Annotated in this window: 16 protein-coding genes and 3 pseudogenes; 4 read left to right on the forward strand and 15 right to left on the reverse strand. The window is 72.3% G+C overall.

All coding sequences use genetic code 11. The features are described 5' to 3' along the window. The first annotated feature begins 147 nt into the window (after positions 1–147). Together N8I84_RS04910 and N8I84_RS04915 are read left to right on the forward strand one after the other, a co-directional pair. A complete protein-coding gene (locus N8I84_RS04910) occupies positions 148–1,464 on the forward strand; it encodes a N,N-dimethylformamidase beta subunit family domain-containing protein (RefSeq protein ID WP_390898851.1) in 1,317 nt (438 codons plus the stop codon). A gap of 55 nt (positions 1,465–1,519) precedes the next feature. Further along, positions 1,520–2,004, forward strand: a pseudogene (locus N8I84_RS04915) (carboxymuconolactone decarboxylase family protein). Positions 2,005–2,071: 67 nt separating this feature from the next. On the opposite strand, the gene N8I84_RS04920 reads toward N8I84_RS04915, so the two are convergent. From N8I84_RS04920 to N8I84_RS04985, 14 genes and pseudogenes are all read right to left on the reverse strand, one after another. Then, entirely contained in the window at positions 2,072–2,869 is a 798-nt protein-coding gene (locus tag N8I84_RS04920) for an aminotransferase class IV (RefSeq protein WP_263228372.1), read from the reverse strand. 13 nt (positions 2,870–2,882) lie between these two features. Beyond that, a pseudogene (locus N8I84_RS04925) lies at positions 2,883–3,305 on the reverse strand (FAD-dependent monooxygenase); the annotation flags it as partial. 92 nt (positions 3,306–3,397) lie between these two features. After that, a complete protein-coding gene (locus tag N8I84_RS04930) occupies positions 3,398–4,924 on the reverse strand; it encodes an AMP-binding protein (RefSeq protein WP_263228373.1) in 1,527 nt (508 codons plus the stop codon). Further along, positions 4,921–7,053: an aminodeoxychorismate synthase component I gene (gene pabB, locus N8I84_RS04935; protein ID WP_263228374.1), complete on the reverse strand. Its 2,133-nt coding sequence runs from the start codon at positions 7,051–7,053 to the stop codon at positions 4,921–4,923. The genes N8I84_RS04930 and pabB overlap by 4 nt, the downstream gene beginning before the upstream one ends. A gap of 31 nt (positions 7,054–7,084) precedes the next feature. Beyond that, positions 7,085–7,726: pseudogene (locus tag N8I84_RS04940) on the reverse strand (antibiotic biosynthesis monooxygenase). 243 nt (positions 7,727–7,969) lie between these two features. Then, positions 7,970–9,049, reverse strand: a complete 1,080-nt coding sequence (gene hypE / locus N8I84_RS04945) for a hydrogenase expression/formation protein HypE (RefSeq protein ID WP_313884234.1) — start codon at positions 9,047–9,049, stop codon at positions 7,970–7,972. Beyond that, positions 9,042–10,166 carry a hydrogenase formation protein HypD gene (gene hypD, locus N8I84_RS04950; RefSeq protein WP_263228375.1) on the reverse strand — a complete coding sequence of 375 codons (1,125 nt, stop codon included), beginning with the start codon at positions 10,164–10,166 and terminating at the stop codon, positions 9,042–9,044. The genes hypE and hypD overlap by 8 nt, the downstream gene beginning before the upstream one ends. After that, positions 10,163–10,474, reverse strand: a complete 312-nt coding sequence (locus tag N8I84_RS04955) for a HypC/HybG/HupF family hydrogenase formation chaperone (RefSeq protein WP_200422860.1) — start codon at positions 10,472–10,474, stop codon at positions 10,163–10,165. Before N8I84_RS04955 ends, hypD begins: the two co-directional genes overlap by 4 nt. A gap of 53 nt (positions 10,475–10,527) precedes the next feature. Next, positions 10,528–12,960, reverse strand: a complete 2,433-nt coding sequence (gene hypF, locus N8I84_RS04960; RefSeq protein ID WP_263228376.1) for a carbamoyltransferase HypF — start codon at positions 12,958–12,960, stop codon at positions 10,528–10,530. Next, positions 12,957–13,706, reverse strand: a complete 750-nt coding sequence (hypB, locus tag N8I84_RS04965) for a hydrogenase nickel incorporation protein HypB (RefSeq protein ID WP_263228377.1) — start codon at positions 13,704–13,706, stop codon at positions 12,957–12,959. The genes hypF and hypB overlap by 4 nt, the downstream gene beginning before the upstream one ends. Before the next feature lie 3 nt (positions 13,707–13,709). After that, positions 13,710–14,105 carry a hydrogenase maturation nickel metallochaperone HypA gene (gene hypA / locus N8I84_RS04970; protein ID WP_263228378.1) on the reverse strand — a complete coding sequence of 132 codons (396 nt, stop codon included), beginning with the start codon at positions 14,103–14,105 and terminating at the stop codon, positions 13,710–13,712. Between the two features lie 75 nt (positions 14,106–14,180). Then, entirely contained in the window at positions 14,181–14,723 is a 543-nt protein-coding gene (locus tag N8I84_RS04975) for a hydrogenase maturation protease (protein ID WP_263228379.1), read from the reverse strand. After that, the gene (locus N8I84_RS04980) at positions 14,720–15,910 is read right to left on the reverse strand and encodes a hypothetical protein (protein ID WP_263228380.1); all 1,191 of its coding nucleotides are present in this window, start codon (positions 15,908–15,910) and stop codon (positions 14,720–14,722) included. The genes N8I84_RS04975 and N8I84_RS04980 overlap by 4 nt, the downstream gene beginning before the upstream one ends. 23 nt (positions 15,911–15,933) lie before the next feature. Then, positions 15,934–17,658: an enoyl-CoA hydratase-related protein gene (locus tag N8I84_RS04985; RefSeq protein WP_263228382.1), complete on the reverse strand. Its 1,725-nt coding sequence runs from the start codon at positions 17,656–17,658 to the stop codon at positions 15,934–15,936. A 220-nt stretch (positions 17,659–17,878) separates the two neighbouring features. Between N8I84_RS04985 and N8I84_RS04990 the strand changes: the two genes are divergently transcribed. Together N8I84_RS04990 and N8I84_RS04995 are read left to right on the forward strand one after the other, a co-directional pair. Next, positions 17,879–18,667: an ArsR/SmtB family transcription factor gene (locus N8I84_RS04990; protein WP_263234664.1), complete on the forward strand. Its 789-nt coding sequence runs from the start codon at positions 17,879–17,881 to the stop codon at positions 18,665–18,667. A 58-nt stretch (positions 18,668–18,725) separates the two neighbouring features. Then, complete coding sequence (locus N8I84_RS04995; protein ID WP_263228383.1) at positions 18,726–19,241, forward strand: hypothetical protein; 516 nt, start codon at positions 18,726–18,728, stop codon at positions 19,239–19,241. Between the two features lie 204 nt (positions 19,242–19,445). Here N8I84_RS04995 and N8I84_RS05000 read toward each other — a convergent pair whose 3' ends face one another. Continuing rightward, complete coding sequence (locus tag N8I84_RS05000; RefSeq protein WP_263228385.1) at positions 19,446–20,003, reverse strand: DUF3291 domain-containing protein; 558 nt, start codon at positions 20,001–20,003, stop codon at positions 19,446–19,448. Positions 20,004–20,399 lie beyond the last annotated feature (396 nt).

Consider the following 20,399-nt stretch of genomic DNA (forward strand, 5'->3'; position numbering starts at 1 on the left):
GCCTGCGACCCGGCCCCTTCCGCACACGACCATCCGCCGGCGGCCGCTTCGTACCGCCCCGAGGCGGAGCGGGACCGCGCCGGGACACGCGATTGGCGTATCCGCTCCCAAGGTCCCGCGACGGCCGTCGTCGGGTATGCGGACCGGGTGAGCGTGACCCCGGGCGAGGAGTGCGGCCTGTATGTGTCGACGACCGCGTCCTCCTTCCGTGTCTCGGCCTTCCGCGTGGGCTGGTACGGCGGGGCCGAGGCCCGGCTGGTCTGGTCCTCCGGGCGCATACCGGGCCGCGTCCAGGCGGAGCCGCACCTGACGTCCGGCACCCGCACCGTCCGCACCGACTGGAAGCGCACGCTCGCCTTCAGCACGGCGGGCTGGCCGGAGGGCGCGTATCTGCTGCGACTGGACGCGGAGGGCGGCCACCAGCGGTACGTCCCGCTGATCGTGCGCTCCACGCTGGGCGCGGGCCGGACGGTGCTGATGCACGCCCCGGCGACCTGGCAGGCGTACAACCGGTGGGGCGGTTACAGCCTCTACGAGGGTCCCTCCGGTGCGTATGCCGCCCGGTCCCTAGCCGTCAGCTTCGACCGGCCCTACGACTCCAGTGGCGCGGAGAAGTTCCTGGTGTACGAGCGGGCGGCGGTGGTGCTGGCCGAACGGCTCGGGATTCCCCTCGCCTACACCACCGGGACGGACGTGCACCGCGACCCGGCGGTGCTGCGGGGCGCGAGGGCCGTCATCTGCCTCGGTCACGACGAGTACTGGACCCCGGAGCAGCGCCGGCACGTCACCCAGGCCCGCGACGCGGGCACCAACGTGGCCTTCCTCGGTGCCAACACCTGCTTCCGCCGGGTCCGGCTGGAGCAGGGCGAGGCGCGCCCCGACCGTACGGTGGTCTGCTACAAGTCCTCCTTCCGCGCCGACCCCTGCTACAGCACCCACCCCACGCTGGTGACGACGGACTTCCGTCAGGCCCCGGGGGCCGACCCGGAGTCGTCGATGACGGGCGTGCTGTACGAGGGGTATCCGACGGACGCGCCGTACGTCGTGCACGCGGCTGACCACTGGCTGCACGAGGGGACGGGTGTACGCCCCGGGGACGGCTTCGGCCATCTGGTCGGTGTGGAGTACGACCGGGTCACCCCGGGCGCCCCCGTCCCGGAGCCCTTGGAGATCACGGCTCATTCGTCGCTGGTGTGCAACGGCCGGCGCAGCACCAGCGACTCGGCGTACTACACGGTGCCGAGCGGGGCGGGGGTCTTCGCCACCGGCACCATGCGCTGGGTGGAGGCCCTGATGGCAGGCACCCCGGACGGGGGCCACGACCACGGCATGGACGCCCGCACCCGCGCCTTCGTCACCCGGACGACGGAGAACCTGCTGCACGCCTTCGCGCTGGGCCCGGCCGCCCGCCATCGGCCCGCGCCGCGCCCGAACGTGAAGCAGGTGTACAAGGGATCGACGTGAAAGGAATTCCGGGTTTCCCGCCGGCCGGTCCTCATTTCAAGGATAGAGTCGCCCCATGGTCAAAAGCGAATCTCCTTCCCGCGTCTCCCTCAAGCGCGTTACTCCCGAGGTGTCGGGTGCCATGGGCGCGCTGCACCAGGCCGCAGTTTCCGCGGCGCTCGACGCCAAGGTTGACCGGAGATCCTGGAACTGATCCGCATTCGGGCCTCGCAGATCAACGGCTGTGCGTTCTGCCTCGACATGCACACCAAGGACGCCCGCGCCCAGGGTGAGAGCGAGCAGCGGATCTACGCGCTGAACGCCTGGCGGGAGACGCCGTTCTTCACCGAACGGGAGCGTGCCGCACTGGCGTTGACCGAGGCGGTGACCCTGGTGCACGACGGGCACGTCCCGGACGGGGTCCATGCCGAGGCGGCGGATGTCTTCGACGAGGCGCAGACCGCGGCGCTGATCTGGGCGGCCACCGTCATCAATGCGTACAACCGGATCGCGATTTCGACCCGCATGGCCCCGGGGGCCTATCAGCCCACCCGGAAGTGAATTCCTCCGAAAACGACTTGTGCGGCGCCGGGGCCCGAAATCGGGTCCCGGTGCCTCTTGATGGAATTCAGTGGCTTTCCGGCAACGGCTCCATGACGTCGTCGAGCCAGCCCCGCCATTCCGGCGCGCGTGCGGCGGCCCCCGCCGTCATGGACCGTTCCGTCCACTCCGTCACGGGCCGGATGCCGTGCAGGGCGTTCACCAGCCACACCTCGCGGCCGTCGAGTTCCTCGACGGCGCGCTCGCGGTGAGCCACGCGGACGCCGGTCCGGGCGGCGCGTTCCTGGACGAGGGCGGCGGTCACCCCGGCAAGGACGGGCAGGTGCGGTGAGGGCAGGCACAAGGTGTCCTCCTCCCACCACACCACGCTGGAGTGGGCGGCCTCCAGCACCACCCCGGACGGGGTGATCAGCACGGCCTCCTCGGCGCCGTGCAGCGAGGCCCGGTTGCGGATCCTGGCCAGCCGGTCCAGGTCCGGGCCCTTGCGGCGAGGCACGGTCCGCGGGTCGGGCTGACCCACCGCCCACACCCGCACATCCGGCGCGAGCGGCGGGGCCTGACGCAACCGCAGCCTCAACCGAGGCGGCTGAGCGGCGAGTTCCACCCGCGGGAACCACTCCCCCGTGCGCGGCAGCGCGGCGGTCATGTCCTGCCAGAACTCCACGAGCCGGCGCAGCGGCGGCCCGTCGCAGCCGGCGCAGGCGCGCAGGAAACGCTCGCGGTGGCGCTCGAAGCCCCGGACACGTCCGTCGCGCAGCAGCCAGGAGTCGGCGACGAGCAGCCGCTCGCCCGTGTCGGGTCCGGCGGACAGCCCGTCGGCGGGTGTCCACGTGAGCAGGCCCTCGGCGATGGCCGGTCGGATCATGGAGGTTCCTTTCTCAGTACCTGCGGCCGGCGCTCGCCGGCGAGCCGTTGCGGGGCCCGTACGGGGCGTGCTCCAGCCAGGCGCCGCACCACGGCAGGACGGGGGCGAGCGCGGCGGCGGCACGCTGTCCGACCCGGACGATCCGGCGCCCGGGCCGCAGACGGGCCAGAGCCGTGCCCGCGGCGGCGCTGTGGAACAGGGCCGCCGTCCGCCGCGCGGCGGCGTACTCCGCGACCGCCGCCACAGTTCCGGCGGCGACGGCCTCGGCGGCCGCCGCCGCGTCCGCGATGCCGCTGTTCATGCCGCGGGCGCCGAACGGCGGGAAGAGGTGCGCCGCCTCACCGGCGAGCAGCACCCGGTACTGCGAGTCGGTGAAGTCCGCCGCGACCTTGCGCAGGAAGCGGTACGTCGACACCCACAGGACGCGGTCCTCGTACGGCCGGTCCAGGGTGACGAAGACCGCTCCATGGCGGTTCGCCGCCCGCCGGAACACCGGGCCCAGGTGAAAGGCGCGTGCGTCTGCCATGGTCACCACGCTCCCCGGCGGACCTGGTGACGGCGGAGCTTGCCGGTGGGGGTGCGGGGCAGCGACGGTACGAAGCTGACGCCGCGGGGCACCTTGAAGGCGGCGAGGTTCTCGCGGGCCAGGCAGATGAGGTCGGCCTCCAGGCCGACGGGTATCGGGGTGACGGGGACGACGAAGGCGCGCAGCCGGCCCGCGCCCCGGTGGTCGGTGACGGCGGCGACCGCGACCTCCTTCACCGCCGGGTGCGTGCGCAGCAGTGCCTCCACCTCCAAGGGGGAGACGGTGATGCCGCCGACCATCTCCATGTCGTCCGCGCGGCCGAGATGCGTGAAGGTGCCGTCGGGGTTGCGGCGCGCCCGGTCCCTGGTGGCCAGCCAGCCGCCGACGAGGGTGCGGGCGGTCTCCTCGGGCCGGCCCAGGTAGCCGGGCGTGACCGTCGGCCCGCGCACCCACAGTTCACCCTCCTCGCCGTCGGGCAGTGGGCGTCCGGCGTGGTCGCGCACCTCCACCTCGAAGCCCGGCACGGGCCGGCCGACGGTGCGGGGGTGGTCGTGGTCGAAGCTGTTGGCGCAGAAGGCGTGTCCGGCCTCGGTGGACGCGATCTGCTCCAGGACGGGGGCGCCGAGCAGATCGGTGATGCGCCGGCCGAGACCGGCGGGCAGGCCCTCCCCGGCCGACACTGCGGCCCGGACGGAGGCGAAGCACGCCTCGTGCCCGTCCGCCCGCTCCGCGACCAGAGCCGCGTACTGGGAGGGCACCGAGTAGAGCAGGGTCACCCGGTGGCGTACGACGAGCTCGTCCACGACGGCGGGGTTCGGATGGCGGTCCACCAGGACCGCCGAGGAGCCGGAGAACAGCGGGAAGACGAAGGCGTTGCCGAAGCCGTAGGCGAAGAACAGCTTCGACACCGAGAGGGTGACGTCGTCGGGGGTGATCCGCAGCAGCCGGCGGCCGATGAGGTCGTGGTACGCCTTGGGGTCGCCGTGGCCGTGGACAACTCCCTTGGGGCGGCCGGTGGTTCCGGAGGTGTACTGGATGTAGAGCGGGGTGTGCCGGTCGGCCTGGTGGGCGGCGGTCGTGGGCGGTGCGGTCCGGGTGAGCGCGACGAGTTGGTCGGCGCCGAGCCGGACGCGGCGCGGGAACCGGTCGTCGAGGCCCGGCCCGGTCACGCACAGCACGGCATCGGTGTCCTCCGCCATGAACTTCAGTTCGGGCGGGGTGAGTTCCGGGTTGACCAGGACCGCGACGGCACCGAGTCGCGCGGTGCCGAGGAACGCCGTCACCCAGGCGACGGAGTCGGGCAGCGCGAGCAGCACCCGGTCGCCGGGGCCGACCCCGCGGTCCGCGAGAACGGTGGCCGCGCGGGCCGCGAGGTCGTGCACCTGGCCGTGGGTCCAGGTGCGGTGACCCTGGTGGAAGGCGGGCCGGTCGGTCCACGCGCGCCGCTCGGCGAGCGCGGCGAGCTGGGCCGCGAGGTTGCCGGGCGCCTCGGCGTCGGCGGGAATCAGCGTGGCCTGGGGTGTCGTCATCGGGCCGGCTCCTCCTCGGTGGCCGGGGCGGCGGTGTGCTCCCGGTAGGCGCGCATCGGGGCGGCGGTCTTCAGCAGCATCTCGTCGTACTCGGCGGCCGGGTCGGAGCCGAGGACGATCGCACCGCCGGCGCCGAGGTGCAGCTCGTCGCCGGCGATGACGGCGGTGCGGATGACGATGCTCAGGTCGGCGCCACCGCCGCAGCCGAAGTAGCCGAGGGCGCCGGAGTACACGCCGCGGGCCTCGGTCTCCAGGCCGTCGATGATCTCCATGGTGCGCAGCTTGGGCGCGCCGGTCATGGAGCCGCCCGGGAAGCAGGCGCGGACGCAGTCCACGGCGTCCGTGCCCTCGCTCAGCCGCCCCTCGACGGTCGAGACCAGCTGGTGCACGGTGGCGTACGTCTCGGTGGCCATGAGCCGGGTGACCCGTATGGATCCGGTCTCGCACACCCGGCCGAGGTCGTTGCGGAGCAGGTCGACGATCATGAGGTTCTCGGCGCGGGTCTTGTCGTCCACGGCCAGCGAGTGCCGCAGCCGTGCGTCCTGCGCCGGGTTCTCCCCGCGGGGGGCGGTGCCCTTGATGGGCCTGCCCTCCGCGACGCCGTCCGGGGTGATCCGCAGGAACCGCTCGGGCGAGGAGCCGGCCACCTCCAGGTCGCCGAACCTCAGGAACGCCGCGTAGGGGGCGGGGTTGACCCGGCGCAGTTCCCGGTAGAAGGCGTACGGGTCGCGCGGTGCCGGTAACCGGACGGCGTCGGTCAGGCAGACCTCGTAGCTGGTGCCCGCCCGGAGCGCGTCCTTGCAGGCCTCGATGTCCGCGAGGTAGGTGGCGCGGTCCCGGACGAGCCACGGCTCGGCGGCGGTGGGGTCGGCGCCGGGCTCGTCGCCCGGCGGTCCGGTCGCCGTGTCCTGGCCCGAGGGTCCGGAGACGAAGGTGAGCTGGGCCGTCGCGGCGTCCAGCCAGTCGGTCGCCTCCCGCGTGGCCTGCGGGGTGTCCTCGGCGAGGCAGACCGCGTAGGTGGCGCCCTCCTCGTGGTCCACCGCGATGATGCGGTCGGCGAACAGCCAGCAGGCGTCGGGGGTCCGGGCCCGGTGGCGGTTCACGGAGCCGCAGTCGGCCTTCGTCTCGTAGCCGAGGTAGCCGACATAGCCGCCGGTGAAGTCGAAGGGCAGTCCGGTGGCGTCGACGCGGCGGGTCGCGAGCTGCCGCTTGAGGTAGTCGAAGACGCTCGCGCGCACCTTGCGCGGGGGCCGCCCGGGCCGTTCGACCTCGCACACGCCGGCGTCGACGTCGTAGCGCACGAATTCCGCGAGCGGGCCGGTGCCGTCACCGAGGAACGAGAAGCGGGCGAGGCCCGGTTCGACGCGCGAGCTGTCGAGCCAGAACGCGCGCTGGGCGTCCGCGTACATCCGAGTGAACGCGGCCTCGGTGTCGACGGCGCCGGGCAGGCGGCGGTAGTGCAGGCGGTGGGCGGGTGACATGGCGCGGCGGGGTCGGGGGACGGCCGCGGAACGGGGAATGGTGGTGTTCTTCGTACGGGGTCTGCGGGCGCGCTCGGCGGTGAGGTTGCGGAAGTTCACGAGCATGCGGTGGCCGTAGTCGGTGAGCACGGACTCCGGGTGGAACTGCACGCCCCACAGCGGCCTGGTGCGGTGCCTCAGACCCATGACCACGCCGTCCTCGGCCCAGGCGGTGGCCTCCAGGGTGTCAGGCAGCGGCTCGGTGACGGCCAGCGAGTGGTAGCGCACGGCGGTGAAGTTCTGCGGCAGTCCGTGGAACAGGTCCCGACCGTCGTGCCGGACGGTCGACAGGTGCCCGTGCCGGGGCTGCGGTGCGGGCGCGATGCGGCCCCGCTCCCCCGCGGCGATGCCCTGGTGGCCGAGGCAGACCCCGAGCACGGGGACGCGGGAGTCGACGACGATCCGGGCGGCGATGCCGAAGTCCCTGGGTTCGGCGGGGTGTCCGGGTCCCGGCGAGATCACCACGTTGTCGAACTCCCCCAGGTCCGGCACGGCCTCGGCAGGGGTGTCGTTGAGGATCACCACCGGCTGCTCGCCGTTGACCTCGGCGAGCAGCTGGAACAGGTTGTACGTGTACGAGTCGTGATTGTCGATGAGCAGGGTCTTCACCCGCCCACCTCCCTTGCGTCGTTCTCGGACCTCAAGCGGTCTGCCGCTTGTGCCGTCCACGGAGCGCCTGGAGCGGCGGATACAGCCATTTCTTGAAGAAACGCTGGAGCCGTGGCATCAGAATCCATGTGACGAGGGCCGTCACACACAGGCACAGCAGCAGAGTGCGGATGAGAGGGTTGAGGCTGCCGAGATAGGGGAGCACTGTCAGATTGAACAGGAGCACGGGCGGGAAAACCGCGCTCATATTCACGAACCACAACTTCCATTTCGCCGGCGGGCCCGGCGCGGGTGGGGTCGGCTTCCGCGGTTCCTGGGAGTCGAACCAGACCCTGGAACCATGGACACTCCGTCGTCCCGTCTCCCGGGCGAGTCCTTCGACCCGGGCCGCCCACTGTGCCCGGACGAGGGAATTCCCCCAGGCGCGGACGGAGTCCTCGCTCCCGAAGCGCTAGATCACATGCCAGTCCGCCTCTCCGTCGACGAGCACCCCACCACCGAGAAAACCAGGCTGCTGCGCGGTCGCACGCAGCAGGGCCCATCCCCACGAGTGGAAATCGGCCTCGCGACCCGGCACCACCTCATATGCGAGGGTGACGGTAACGGGATTCCTGGTCACACCATCGAGTACGGAAGGATCTCGAGTCACGTTCAAACCTTCAACCAAGGTCATTTTGAGTGTCCGGAACGTGACTCTTGCTGTCGTTTGCTCCCCCTTGCCGCCTTCTGCCACCCCATACCGCGAGTAACTTCCGCCGAATTACTGAAACCGCTTGCCGTGCCTGCGGAAATGACTTATCGATCGCCGTCCGGCGCGGAAAAGGAATCAGGGCCGGCGCACGAGGACGCCGCCGGGTCGCAGGACCCGGCGGCGTCCTCGTCCACCAGCGGGTGGATCACCCTCGGTGCCCTCCGGTCAGCAGATCCGCGGCAGTTGCTCGCCGAGCGGCATGTCCACCACTCGCGTGCCACCCAGGCCGGTACGGGCCACCACCATGCCTGGATGGTCCCGGACCACCTCACCGATGATCGCGGCCTCGGCACCGCGCGGATGCGCCCGCATCGCGTCCACGACCGCGTCGGCGTGCTGGCGGGGCACGAACGCCACCAGCTTGCCCTCGTTGGCCACGTACATCGGGTCCAGGCCCAGCACGGCACAGGCGTTGGCGACGGCGGGAGGAACGGGGACCTTGCGCTCCTCGATGACGACCCCGGCGCCCGCGGCGGCGGCGACCTCGTTCAGGGCGGCCGCCAGCCCGCCCCGCGTGGGGTCCCGCAGCATGTGCAGGTCCCGGGTGACGGCGAGCATGGCGTCCACCAGTCCGCCGAGCGGCGCGCAGTCACTCACGATCTCCACGCCGAACTCCAGCCCCTCCCGCACACTCATGATCGCCACACCGTGCACGCCGATCGCACCGCTGACGATCACGACGTCACCGGGGACGACCCGCTGCGGTCGAAGGTCGACACCCGCCGGGATGAGCCCGATCCCGGCCGTGTTGATGTAGATGCCGTCGCCGTGGCCGGCCTCCACCACCTTGGTGTCGCCCGTCACCACCTCGACCCCGGCCGCCCGCGCGGCCGCGCCCAGCGCGTCGGCGACCCGGGTGACCGTGTCGATCTCGACGCCCTCCTCCAGGATGAACCCGCAGGAGAGGTAGGCCGCCCGGGCCCCGCTGACGGCGAGGTCGTTGACGGTGCCGTTGACGGCGAGGTCGCCGATGCTCCCGCCGGGGAAGAACAGCGGGCGCACCACGAAGGAGTCGGTGGAGAAGGCCAGGCGCAGGCCGCCGAGCGACAGGGCGGCGGCGTCGCCGAGCCGGTGCAGCACCTCGCCCCCGAACGCGGGCGCGAACACGTTCTGGACCAGTTCCGCGGACAGCGCCCCGCCCCCGCCGTGGCCCATCACGATGCGGGACTGGTCGCGCAGCGGGGCCGGGCAGGTCCAGGCCGCCGGGTCCGGCAGGGGCGCGGTCAGGTCGATGGCGTCAGACAACGGAGGTCGCCTCCCGGGCCGCAGGGGTGGTGTCCAGGCGCCGGTAGAGGTAGTACGCGGCGCAGGCGCCCTCGCTCGAGACCATCGTGGCGCCGAGCGGGGTGCGCGGGGTGCACACGGTGCCGAACGCCTCGCACTCGTGCGGCTTGAGCAGGCCCTGCAGCACCTCGCCGCTGCGGCACGCGGCCGGCTCCTCGGTCCGGATGCCCTCGACCGAGAAGCGGTGCTCGGCGTCGTAGTCGCGGTACTTGGCGGACAGCCGCCAGCCGCTGTCCGGGATCACGCCGATGCCGCGCCAGGAGCGGTCGGTGACCTCGAAGACGTCCTCCAGCATGGCCTTGGCCGCCGGGTTCCCCTCGGGGCGGACCGCGCGCGCGTAGGCGTTGTCGACGGTGTGCTCGCCGCGCTCCAGCTGGGCAACGGTCCGGCGCACGCCCTCCAGGACGTCGAGGGGTTCGAACCCGGTCACCACGATCGGGACCCGGTGGCGCTCGGCCAGTTCCGGGTACTCGTCGATCCCCATCACGCTGCACACGTGCCCCGCGGCCAAGAAGCCCTGCACCCGGCACTGTGGGGACCGCATGATGGCCTCGATCGCGGGCGGCACGCGCACATGGGAGACCAGCATGCTGAAGTTCGGGATGCCGAGCTTGCGCGCCTGATACACCGTCATCGCGTTGGGGGGCGCGGTCGTCTCGAAGCCGATGCCGAAGAACACCACCTGCCGGGCGGGGTTCTGCTGGGCGACCCTGAGGGCGTCGAGGGGGGAGTAGACGACCCGTACGTCTCCGCCCTCACCCCGCACCTGGAACAGGTCCCGCCCGGTCCCGGGCACGCGGAGCATGTCACCGAAGGAGCAGAAGATCACCTCGGGTCGGGAGGCGATCTCCAGCGCCTTGTCGATGACCTCCAGCGGGGTCACGCACACTGGGCAGCCGGGCCCGTGGATCAGTTCGACCTGGTCGGGCAGCAGCTGGTCGATGCCGTGGCGGATGATGCTGTGCGTCTGTCCGCCGCAGACCTCCATCAGCGCCCAGGGCCTGGTCACCGTGGAGTGGATCTCGTCGAGGAGCCGGCGTGCCAGATCCGGGTCCTGGAACTCGTCGATGTACTTCACTGCTTCCGCGCCTCCTCGCGTGCGGGCGGCAGCACCCCGCCCGCCTCCGCGGCCATTTCCCAGGGGTCGCCGAACTCCTCCTGCAGCATGCCGAGTTCGGCGAACAGCTCGAGCGTCTGCCGCGCCGACTCCTCGTCCAGGCGCTGCAGGGCGAAGCCGACGTGGACGATGGCGTACTCGCCGACCTGGAGGTCGGGCAGGTACTCCAGGCACACCTCCTTGACCACACCGCCGAAGTCGACGGTGGCCATCCGGGTGCCGTCACGTTCCTCGATGTCCAGCACTCTGCCGGGTACCGCCAGGCACATGGGCCTCTCCTCGCTGTGGGTGGTGCGTCGCCCGGCGCTGCCGGGACGGTCGGTCAGTCGGGGGCCGCCCCGGCACGTGCCGCGACGACGAGCTGGCCGAGGGCCAGGCCGCCGTCGCCCGGCGGGACAAGGTGGTGGCGCAGCACCGTGAAGCCGTCCGCGCCCAGCGCCCTCGCGCAGGCCGAGGAGAGCGGTGAGTTGAGGAACACGCCGCCGGTCAGGGCGACCATGTCCACTTGGTGCCGCTCCCGCCCGAGCGCGCACACGCGGTGCACCAGATGAGCGACGGCCCGATGGAAACGGGCCGCGATCAGGTCCGGTCCCATGCCCGCGCGCAGGTCGTCGACGATCGCGGCGAGGACGGGCGCCGGATCGGCCCGCAACGGGCCGATGCCCTCAGGGCCGCCGGTTCTCTCCGCGCCGCCGCTTCTCTCCGCGCCGCCGTCCGTCTCCGGCTCCCGTAGCGCGAACGCGTACGCGGAGGTGTCCCCCGCCGGTGCCCGAAGCGCGGCGGCCTCCAGCTCGACCGCGGCCTGGGCCTCGTATCCCGCCCGGTGGCAGACGCCGGCAAGGGACGACACCGCGTCGAACAGCCGGCCCATGCTGGACGTGGGAACGCAGTTCAGGTTCCGCTGCAACTGCCGTGCCAGCACCCGGCGTTCCTCGGGCGGGCAGGCGGCCACGCAGGGCAGCTCCGCGGACCACTCGAGGCCGGCGGCGCGCAGATGCGCGAGCGCCATACGGTACGGCCGGTGCACCGCGGCGTCGCCGCCGGGCAGCGACACATAGGCGAGATGGCCGAGTCGGGTGAATCCGTCGTAGTCCGCGAGCAGGAACTCCCCGCCCCACACGGCCCCGTCGTCGCCGTAGCCGGTGCCGTCGAAGGCCACGCCGAGCACCGGCCTGCTGCCGTCGAGTCCGTGTTCGGCCATCGCGGCGGCGACGTGGGCGTGGTGGTGCTGGACGCGGACGACGGGGCGGCCCACCGCGTTGCGGGCGGCCCACCGGGCGGATCGGTAGGCGGGATGCCGGTCGGCGGCAAGGAGCCGGGGCCGGACGGGGGTGATCGACTCCAGTTGGGCGACGGCACGTTCGAAGGCGTGCTGGGTGGCGAGGTCGTCCATGTCGCCGATGTGGGCGGACAGCCAGGCCCGGCGGTCCTCGCCGAGGCAGCAGACGTTCTTCAGGTCGCCGCCGACGGCGAGGGCCGGACGCACGGGAACGGGAAGGGTCAGCGGCAGGGGGGCGTAACCCCGGGCGCGGCGCACGATCAGCGGCCTGCCGTCGCACACGCGCACCACCGAGTCGTCGCACGGCACATGGATGGGCCGGTCGTGGGTGAGCCAGGCGTCGGCCAGATGCGCCAGCCGTTCGAGCGCCTCGTCGTCGTCGGTGACGATCGGCTCGCCGGAGACGTTGCCGCTCGTCATGACGAGCAGTCGCGGGCCCTCGGCGTCGCCGGGCAGGCCGAGCAGCAGATGGTGCACGGGGGTGTAGGGCAGCATGACGCCGAGGTCGGGGCTGCCGGGTGCGACGGCGTCGGCGGGTCGGCGGACTCCACGCGCGGGCGTCATGCGGCGCAGCAGCACGATGGGGCGGACGGTGCCGGTGAGCAGGCTCCGCTCCTCGTCGGTGAGCCGCACCAGGTGCGCGATGTCGTCCGTGTCCCGAGCCATCAGGGCGAACGGCTTGTCCCCGCGGGCCTTGCGGCTGCGCAGCCGGGCGACGGCGTCGGGGTCGGTGGCGTCGCAGGCCAGGTGGTAGCCGCCCAGGCCCTTGACGGCGAGGATCGCGCCGGACGCCAGCAGCCGGCGCGCCCCGATGACCGGGTCGGTGTCCGTGACCGGTCGCGGCGGGCCGTCGCCGTCCCGGGGGCGGACGAGCAGCCGCAGTCGTGGCCCGCAGGCGGAGCAGGCGACCGGCTGCGCGTGGAAGCGGCGGTCGGCGGGATCGGCGTACTCACGGGCGCAGTCGGTGCACATAGGGAAGCCGGCCATGGTGGTCGCCGCCCGGTCGTAGGGCAGGCCGGTGACGATCGTGAACCGGGGGCCGCAGTGCGTGCAGGTGATGAAGGGGTGGCGGTGGCGCCGGTCGGCGGGGTCCGCGAGCTCCCGCAGGCACGCGGCGCAGGTGGCGGTGTCGGGTGGGATCAGGGTGCCCGCGGGGCCGTCCGTGCGGGAGGCGAGGATGGTGAACGCGGTGTCGCCCGCGAGGGGCACGTCCTGGTGGTCGACGCGCTCGACGCGGGCCAGCGGTGGGGCGTCCTCGGCGATGCGGTCGCAGAACCGGTCGACGGCGGCGGGCGCCCCCTCGACCTCCGCGACGACGCCCTCGGGGGTGTTCGTGACATGTCCCGCCAGGCCGAGGGAGGTGGCGAGGGCGTGGACGTACGGCCGGAAGCCCACGCCCTGCACCACGCCCCGTACGGTGACCCTGCGGCGCAGCGGCGCCTGGACGGCGACGGCCGTCGGGGGCGGAGCGCTCACGAGCGGGACTGCGCCAGGGCGCCGGCGCGGTCCGCGTGGTCATGGGTGTGGCCGTGGGCCGGCCGGGCCATGACGGGGGTGTGCAGGGGGACGCCGTCCGCGGCGGCCAGCGCCCGGTCGAGCAGGACGCCGGGCCCCAGATCCCGGCGGGCGGAGGTGAGCAGCACCTCCACACCGGGGTTGACCTGCTCGACGTTCGCACGGAACGCCGCCAGGTCGAAGGCGACGGCCTCGGCGATGTCGGTCTTGGTGACCACCACCAGGTGGGCGAGGCCGAAGGCGGTGGGGTACTTCAGCGGCTTGTCCTCGCCCTCCGTCACGGAGGCGAGGACGACGCGCAGCGTCTCCCCCAGGTCGTAGGATGCCGGGCAGACGAGGTTGCCGACGTTCTCCACGAACAGCAGCCGGGTCCCCTCCGGCAGCCATCCCTGGAGGTGGCGGGCGAGCATGTCGGCCTCCAGGTGGCACAGTCCGTCGGTGAGGACCTGCTTGACCGGCACGCCCGAACGCGCCAGCCGTGTGGCGTCGTTCTCGGTGGCGAGGTCGGCGGTGAGCGCCGCGACCGGCACGGACCGCTCCCGTGCCAGCACGAGTTCGCGTTCGAGGAGGGCGGTCTTGCCGCTGCCCGGGCTGGACAGCAGGTTGACGACGGTGGTGCCGCGGGCCGCGAGCTCCGCGCGCAGGGTGTGCGCGGCCTGGTCGTTCTTGGCGAGTACGGCCTGCTGCAGGTCGACCACTCGGCACATGGTTCAGCGCTCCTCGGGGACGGTTTCGCGGGTGGGTGCGTGCGTCCGGGCGTCCTCCCAGTGCACGCTGACGATCTGCAGTTCGCGGCCCGACAGCAGGTCGATGGCGGCGCCGTCGCACCGCGGGCAGCTCAGCAGGGGCGGCATGCCTACGGCCCATTCGTTCGCGCACGGCTGGCAGCGGGCCCGCCCCGGGACCTCGTCGGTGACGAGTTCGGCGCCCTCCAGCAGGGTCCCGGCGCAGGCCAGTTCGAAGCAGAAGGACAGGGCGTCGGGTACGACACCGGCGAGTTCACCCACCTGGAGCCGTACCGAACGCACCGCCGTGACGTCACCGGCCCGCTCGGCCGCCTCTTCCACCTGGCCGATCACCGCCAGCGCGATGGACATCTCGTGCATGGGTCTCCGTCCCGGCGAAGGCCGGGTCCCCGCCCCGTGGGGACGGGGACCGCGTGCGCGGCCCGCCGGGAACCATTAGAGGTGAGGCACCCCGGGCCCGTGGACCGGCGCGCCGTCGCCGCCCGGCGGCGTACGCCGTTCGCCGCACAGCATCTCCTCGATCAGCCGGACGGCCTCGGGGACCGCGGCGGACACGGGCGGGCTGAGCCCGACGCGCTCCTCCACGGCGGCCGGTTCGCAGCCGACCACCAGCGTGCGGCGCGGCGGTTCGGCTCCGGTTCCGGCGCACAGGGTGCTCAGCAGGGCGAGTACGGCGTCGGGGGTCATCCGGTGGCCGTCGATCGTGGCCGCTTCGACATCGTCGGCGCCGGTGTCGTCGTGCTCGATGACGTACAGGGTGCCGGGGGCCTCGCCGCGCGCGGTGGCGTCCACGAGGATCAGGGTGTCGTAGCCGTCGAGGAGCTGGTAGGCGAGGTGCACTCCGCGCACCCCGATGTCCACCACCTCGACGTGTGCGGGCAGTCGGCGCCGGGTGAGCGCTTGGACGGTCTCCACGCCGAAGCCGTCGTCCCCGAGGAAGACGTTCCCGATGCCGGCGACGAGGACGGTGCCGCTCATACGTGGCCCTCCAGCGGGGTGACCTCGTCGAGGCGGAAGTAGTGGAAGGTTCCCCGCTCGCGGCGGACGTCGGCGCCCGGGTCGTCGTCCACGGTCACCGCCAGGTGGACCGAGCCGTCCACGTCGTGCCGCACGGCCTCGACGGTCGCGGGGCGGCCGCGCAGGAACACGTCCTGGGCGTCGGTACGCCGCAGCCCCGGGTTGAGCCGCACCCGGCTCCCGGGACCCACCGGCCGCCCGTTCACCACGATCCGCCCGCCCTCCGGTTCGCCGCCGGGCTCGCCCACCGGGTCCCGCCACGGCGTGTCCGCAGGCGGCACGCCCTGCGGATCGGTCCTCGGGTGGTCCTCCAGGACGACCGGTGAGGACAGCATCACGTCGGCGCGGCCCGGTTCGCCGGAGAGGACGGGCCAGGTGTGCAGATTGCGGCAGGACGCGATCGCGGCCCGGGCCCACTCGGGGGGATCGCTCATCGACAGGAAGGAGCCGGCGCTCAGCCCCATCAGCAGATGAGTGGAGATCAGGGAGTGCGGCAGTGCCGCGCCCCGGTCGGCACTCTCCCCGGCCTCGGGCGCCCAGACGCTGGTGTTCTCGACCACGGCGGTGAGTCGCAGGAGCGGGCAGGGCCCCTCGACCCGGTGTGCGGACAGCCGCAGCAGACCGCGGATCTCCTCGCCCTGGCGGACCGTTCGGCCGACGACCCGGCCGTCCTCGTCGAGGATCTGCTCGCACTCCTCCCCCGCCCGGCGGCCGAAGGCGACGATGACCCCGTCACCGTCGGTGAGCTCGTCCACGGTGACGACCGCCTCGACGCGCTCCTCGGTGCCCTCGTCGCAGGACACCAGGAGCCTTTCGTCCAGCCGGAGTTCGGCCACCGTCTCGAAATCACCGTCGGAGCAGCTCCGTTGCACCATGCGCCGCCGGGCGCGCAGGAAGCGCAACTCCACCGCGAGGGTGGCGCCGGGTCCCGGCTCCATCAGGCATTCGGTGTGCTGGAAGTCGTACTCCTCGCTGCCCGCGCCCCAGGCGGGCGGTACGAGCACCCCGCACTGCCTGCGCAGCCGGGCGCCAGGGGCGGAGGTCCGATAGGGGTGGAGCGGGCAGCCCTCGAAGAGGACGGCGTCCGCCACCTTCCGGGCGAGGGCGAAGCGGGCCTCCATCTGCGGGGCGAACGCGGTCACGCTCATGGCGGTCCTTCCGGTGGTGCCGGCTACGGAGTGCGCTCGTCGGCGGACCGGACGGGTTCCGCCGTGGTGCGGGGGCCGGTGGCCTGGGCCAGGTGCGGGGGCGTGCACGACGGCTTCTCCTTGCGGACGAAGGCGCGTCTCAGTGCGTGGTAGGGGGCGTCCGGGTCGTGGAAGACACGGTGCATCGCGGCCAGCTCCCGTTCCCTGAAGTCGGACAAGGGCTCGGTGCTCTCCTGGCGCTCCAGTGCCTCCTTCTTCGCCGCGATCCGTGCCCGTGTCCCCGGCAGCGACGCCAGCCGTGCCGCCAGCCGGCCGGCCTCCGCGGCGAAGTCCTGTGGCGCGCACTCGACCACCCGGTCGACGAGCCCGAGGCCGAGGGCGCCGGCGGCGCTCATCGGCAGCGCCTCGCGCACGATGCGGTCGGCCGCGGCGGCGCCCACTCTGCGGGGCAACGTGTACGTCCAGTACTCCGAGCCGGTGAGGCCCATCAGCCGGTAGTGCGGGTTCAGTACGCAGCCGGAGCGGCACCACACCTCGTCGGCGGCCAGGGCCAGCATCGCGCCGCCCGCCGCCGCGTTGCCCGCGAGTGCGGCTACCACCAGCCGGTCCGTGGTCGTCAGGACCGCCTCGACCAGGTCGTCGATGGCGTTGATGTTCGCCCAGGACTCGGCCGCCGGGTCCTCGGCCGCCTCGATGACGCCCAGGTGGATCCCGTTGGAGAAGAAGTCCCGCTGCCCGCCGAGCACCAGCACCGAGGTGGGGCGCGCGCAGGCCTGGCGGTAGGCGTCCAGGAGGCGCCGGCACTGTGTGGTGCTCATCGCGCCGCCCGGGAAGGAGAACGAGAGGAAGCCGACGCCGCCCTCCTCCCGGTAGCGGATGTCCGTCCAGGTGGGCCACCGCGCGCCCGGCGGGACGGGCAGCTCGGGCAGCGCGGGCAGCCGGTCGCCGAGGGCCTGCACGGCGGGGAGCTTGACCGAGCGCGGCTGCCCGGGGCGGCGCCGCCGTCTCAGCTCGGGGATCCACACGGCGCCGTCGCGTGTCGCCCGGCAGATCGCCCCGGCCCGGGTGGCGAGCAGCTCCCCGGGGGCACCGCGCAGGCCGTTGTCGGGGTGGCCGCCGTGCAGGTACCACTCCTCGCCGAGCAGCACGTCCAGCACGCCGGGTTGCGAGTCGGCGGCGCGCAGCTTGCGCAGGACGGTGTCGGTCGTGTCGGTGTCCCAGTCGATGCGCCGCACGCTCTGGTCGAGATACGGACGGGGCCGCGACGTCTCCTGCCGCACGGGCGTGTGGGTCCCGGAGGCGAAGCGCTCGACGGCGAGCAGGACGGCGGCGAGGGCCGCGTCGGCGATCTCGCCTCGGTACAGGTCGCTCTTGGACAGCGGCGGGAGGGGGCAGGCGACGGACGCCCACACGTCACCGGCGTCCATCTCCTCCTCCGCCTGGAGGACCGTCACACCCCAGCGCTCGGCGCCCTCCTGGACGGCCCAGTCGAGGGAGGACGGCCCCCGGTCGCCGACGGGACCCGGGTGGACGATGAAGCACGGGTACGCCGCCCACACCTCGCGGGGGACCACCGTCTTCAGCAAGGGCGCCAGGACGAGTTGGGGGGCGTGCCGCCGGACCGCCTCGCTCAGCGAACCGTCGGGCAGGGCGAGTTCCACCGCGACGGTGTGGCCGCGGTCGCGCAGTTCGGCATGGACGCGCTGGGTGAGGCTGTTGAACGCGCTGGCCACGAGCAGGATGTGCACGGCGTACTCCCGGCGGACGACGGTACGGACAGGTGTGCCCGGCCGTCTGCGATCGTCTGCCACGGCCGTCGGCCGCCCCCGCAGACAGGCGGCAGATTCACCCGAAAGGCGGTTACCGGGGCCACCACTCGGCGGCGGGCAGGTCACGGCCGGCCCCGCCCTTGACAATAGGCAGGTGAATACCTGCATAATGTCGAGGGTGAGCCTCGAAGCAACAGCGATGGACTCGGTTTTCAAGGCGCTGGCCGATCCCACCCGGCGGCTCCTGCTCGACCGGCTACGCGAGCACAACGGGCAGACGCTGCGCGAACTGTGCGAGCGCCTCGACATGGCACGCCAGTCGGCGACGCAGCACCTGGACATACTCGTGGGGGCCAACCTGGTCACCGTGGTACGACGCGGCCGGGAGCGGCTGCACTACCTGAACCCCACCCCGATCCACGAGATCGAGGAGCGCTGGATCTCCGGCTTCGACAGACCCCGCCTGCAAGCGATCAGCGCCATCAAGCACCAGGCAGAGGAGTACGCCATGAGCAACGCACCCACACCGGTGCCGGACTACGTCTACGTCACCTACATCCGCGCCAGTGCGGAGCAGGTGTGGCAAGCCCTGACCGACGCCGACCTGACGGCGCGCTACTGGGGACACGCCAACGTCTCCGACTGGCAGCCGGGTTCGGCCTGGGAACACCGGCGAGCCGACGGGTCAGGCAAGATCGACGTGGTGGGCCGTGTCCTGCAGGCCGAGCCCCCGACCCGGCTGGTCATCACCTTTGATGACGCCCCCGATGCCGAATCGCCGAGAGAGCCGTCGGTCGTCACCTTCCTCGTCGAACCGCATCATGACATCGTTCGCCTCACCGTGACCCACGAGAACCTCCCCAACCAGGAGATGCTGGGCGGCATCTCGGCCGGCTGGCCGGCTGTGCTGGCGAACCTCAAGTCGCTGCTGGAGACCGGCGAGGTCCTGCCGCAGGCGCCCTGGGAGATGTCCCGCGCCCACACCTGAGCCGCACCTCTCCGCCCCCTGTCCATTCCGCATACGCCCGCGCAGAGAGGTGCAGCACATGCCGGCCACCGCCCCACTCCAGGACGCCTACCGCGCACTGCTCGACGCCGCCGCCACCGTGGCCAACGCCGACGACCCCAACCCCGCCCTGGCAGACGGCGAGTGGAACGCCGACCAGATACTTGCGCACGTCTCTCTCGTCAGCGCCGCCACCATCGCCGCCGTCGCAGGTATCACAGCGGGGGCCCACACGACGTACGACAACCGGATCGCCCTCGACGCCTGGACCATCGAGCAAACCATCGCGCACGCCGGCGGCAACTCCGGGCTCCGGGACCGCATCAGCGGCCAGGCAGCCGCCCTGTGCGCACTCGCCGGAGGTGCGGCGCTCAGCGACGCCGAGCTCAATACCCTTGCGCCCGTACGGCTGCTGTCCAACGGCACCCTCCTAGTCGATCAGCCCATGTCCCTGCGCGACATCGTCACCGGACTGGCGGAGGCAGAACTGCCCGGCCACACGAAACAGCTCCTCGCCCTCCTCCCCGACAAGGCCGTGGCCGAGGCCACGCGATGACCAGGTCACAGCGATCCTGACTTCGGCTCGTCAGGGAAATCTTCGGGGCACTTGCCGATACCGGGGGGCGTTGGCTGTCGTCCGTGATGCGTGAGGTGCGCGGGCGGCGGCGGGTTGAACGCCGGAGACCCACCAGGGCTGCAACGAGGCACGCGGTGTCGACACACCCGTTTGACAGCGAACCCAGTCGTTCAGGCTTCCTTGTCAGCGCACCTGGTCGCTCTTCGGCCCGACGCCTTTGATCCTGGTCCAAGTTCCCTCCGGGGCGAACGAGTGGTGGAAGGTGAAGGCGTGCGGCACGGCGCCGTGGTCGTGGAGGTGTTCCAGCCTGGAAACCCCGTCCTGCCAGGTGGGTATCACGCCGTCGGAGGCCCACCAGATCACGTAATTCGGGTGCCCTGTCCTCTCGAACCAGTCGTAACGCCTGTTCAGCGCCTCACGGTGCAGACCGGTGTAGACGGCGTCGAAGGCGGGGCGCAGGTCGGTCCAGAGTGAGAGGGTCGCGGCCAGGGCGGTGGTTTCCACCGTACGGCCCTTGCCGTACCAATTCGGTACGGCGAACTCTCCCCATGCACCCCAGTCCGCCTCGAAGAGCACGCCCCGGTCACCGTCTGCCGCTTCAGCACGAGCGAGATATCCGGGGTGCTGACTGATCTTCCGGTAGACGGCCTCACCAAGGTCGTAGAACTCGCGCGTGAGAGGTCCGGGATCGGCAAGAGGTGACTTCAGGACGCCGAATGTGTACAGCGCAAGATGGGGCATGCGTCTCTCCCTGGTTGGGGGTGCCTGGTGTGGACCCGGTTCGGTGGCTTTCGCATGGGGGCGAGGCTTCGTGGGGCGTGACCGACTCATCCCGTCGCGGGTGGCTCAGCCTGAAGGAACTCCTGTGCGACCGTGGGCGGTCGCCGAAGACCAGATGAAGGTAGCTGCCTCTGCGGGCCATGTCGAAGTTGCGTTTTCCCTGTCCAAGTGGCCTCTTGCACCGGCCATCGCGGGGGCTGGGGCGGTGACGGGCGGCGCAGGCTGCGGGGTACCAGTGATCCACTTCGGCCGATCGGTTCGCCCGCCATGCCCGTCCGCACCCCCTGTCCGACAGCCCCGAGTGCCGCCGAACGCGTGCGGTTGAAGAAGACGGCCCACGGCCAGAAGACCGAGCAC

The sequence above is a fragment of the Streptomyces cynarae genome, assembly GCF_025642135.1.
GTDB lineage: Bacteria > Actinomycetota > Actinomycetes > Streptomycetales > Streptomycetaceae > Streptomyces > Streptomyces cynarae.

Coding starts and splice junctions, on each gene's coding strand:
- N8I84_RS04920 (WP_263228372.1), bottom strand. CDS start 2,869: ATGATCCGACCGGCCATCGCCGAGGGCCTGCTCACGTGGACACCCGCC.
- N8I84_RS04930 (WP_263228373.1), bottom strand. CDS start 4,924: ATGACGACACCCCAGGCCACGCTGATTCCCGCCGACGCCGAGGCGCCC.
- N8I84_RS04955 (WP_200422860.1), bottom strand. CDS start 10,474: ATGTGCCTGGCGGTACCCGGCAGAGTGCTGGACATCGAGGAACGTGAC.
- hypB (WP_263228377.1), bottom strand. CDS start 13,706: ATGTGCCGAGTGGTCGACCTGCAGCAGGCCGTACTCGCCAAGAACGAC.
- hypA (WP_263228378.1), bottom strand. CDS start 14,105: ATGCACGAGATGTCCATCGCGCTGGCGGTGATCGGCCAGGTGGAAGAG.
- N8I84_RS04975 (WP_263228379.1), bottom strand. CDS start 14,723: ATGAGCGGCACCGTCCTCGTCGCCGGCATCGGGAACGTCTTCCTCGGG.
- N8I84_RS04980 (WP_263228380.1), bottom strand. CDS start 15,910: ATGAGCGTGACCGCGTTCGCCCCGCAGATGGAGGCCCGCTTCGCCCTC.
- N8I84_RS04990 (WP_263234664.1), top strand. CDS start 17,879: ATGGACTCGGTTTTCAAGGCGCTGGCCGATCCCACCCGGCGGCTCCTG.
- N8I84_RS04995 (WP_263228383.1), top strand. CDS start 18,726: ATGCCGGCCACCGCCCCACTCCAGGACGCCTACCGCGCACTGCTCGAC.
- N8I84_RS05000 (WP_263228385.1), bottom strand. CDS start 20,003: ATGCCCCATCTTGCGCTGTACACATTCGGCGTCCTGAAGTCACCTCTT.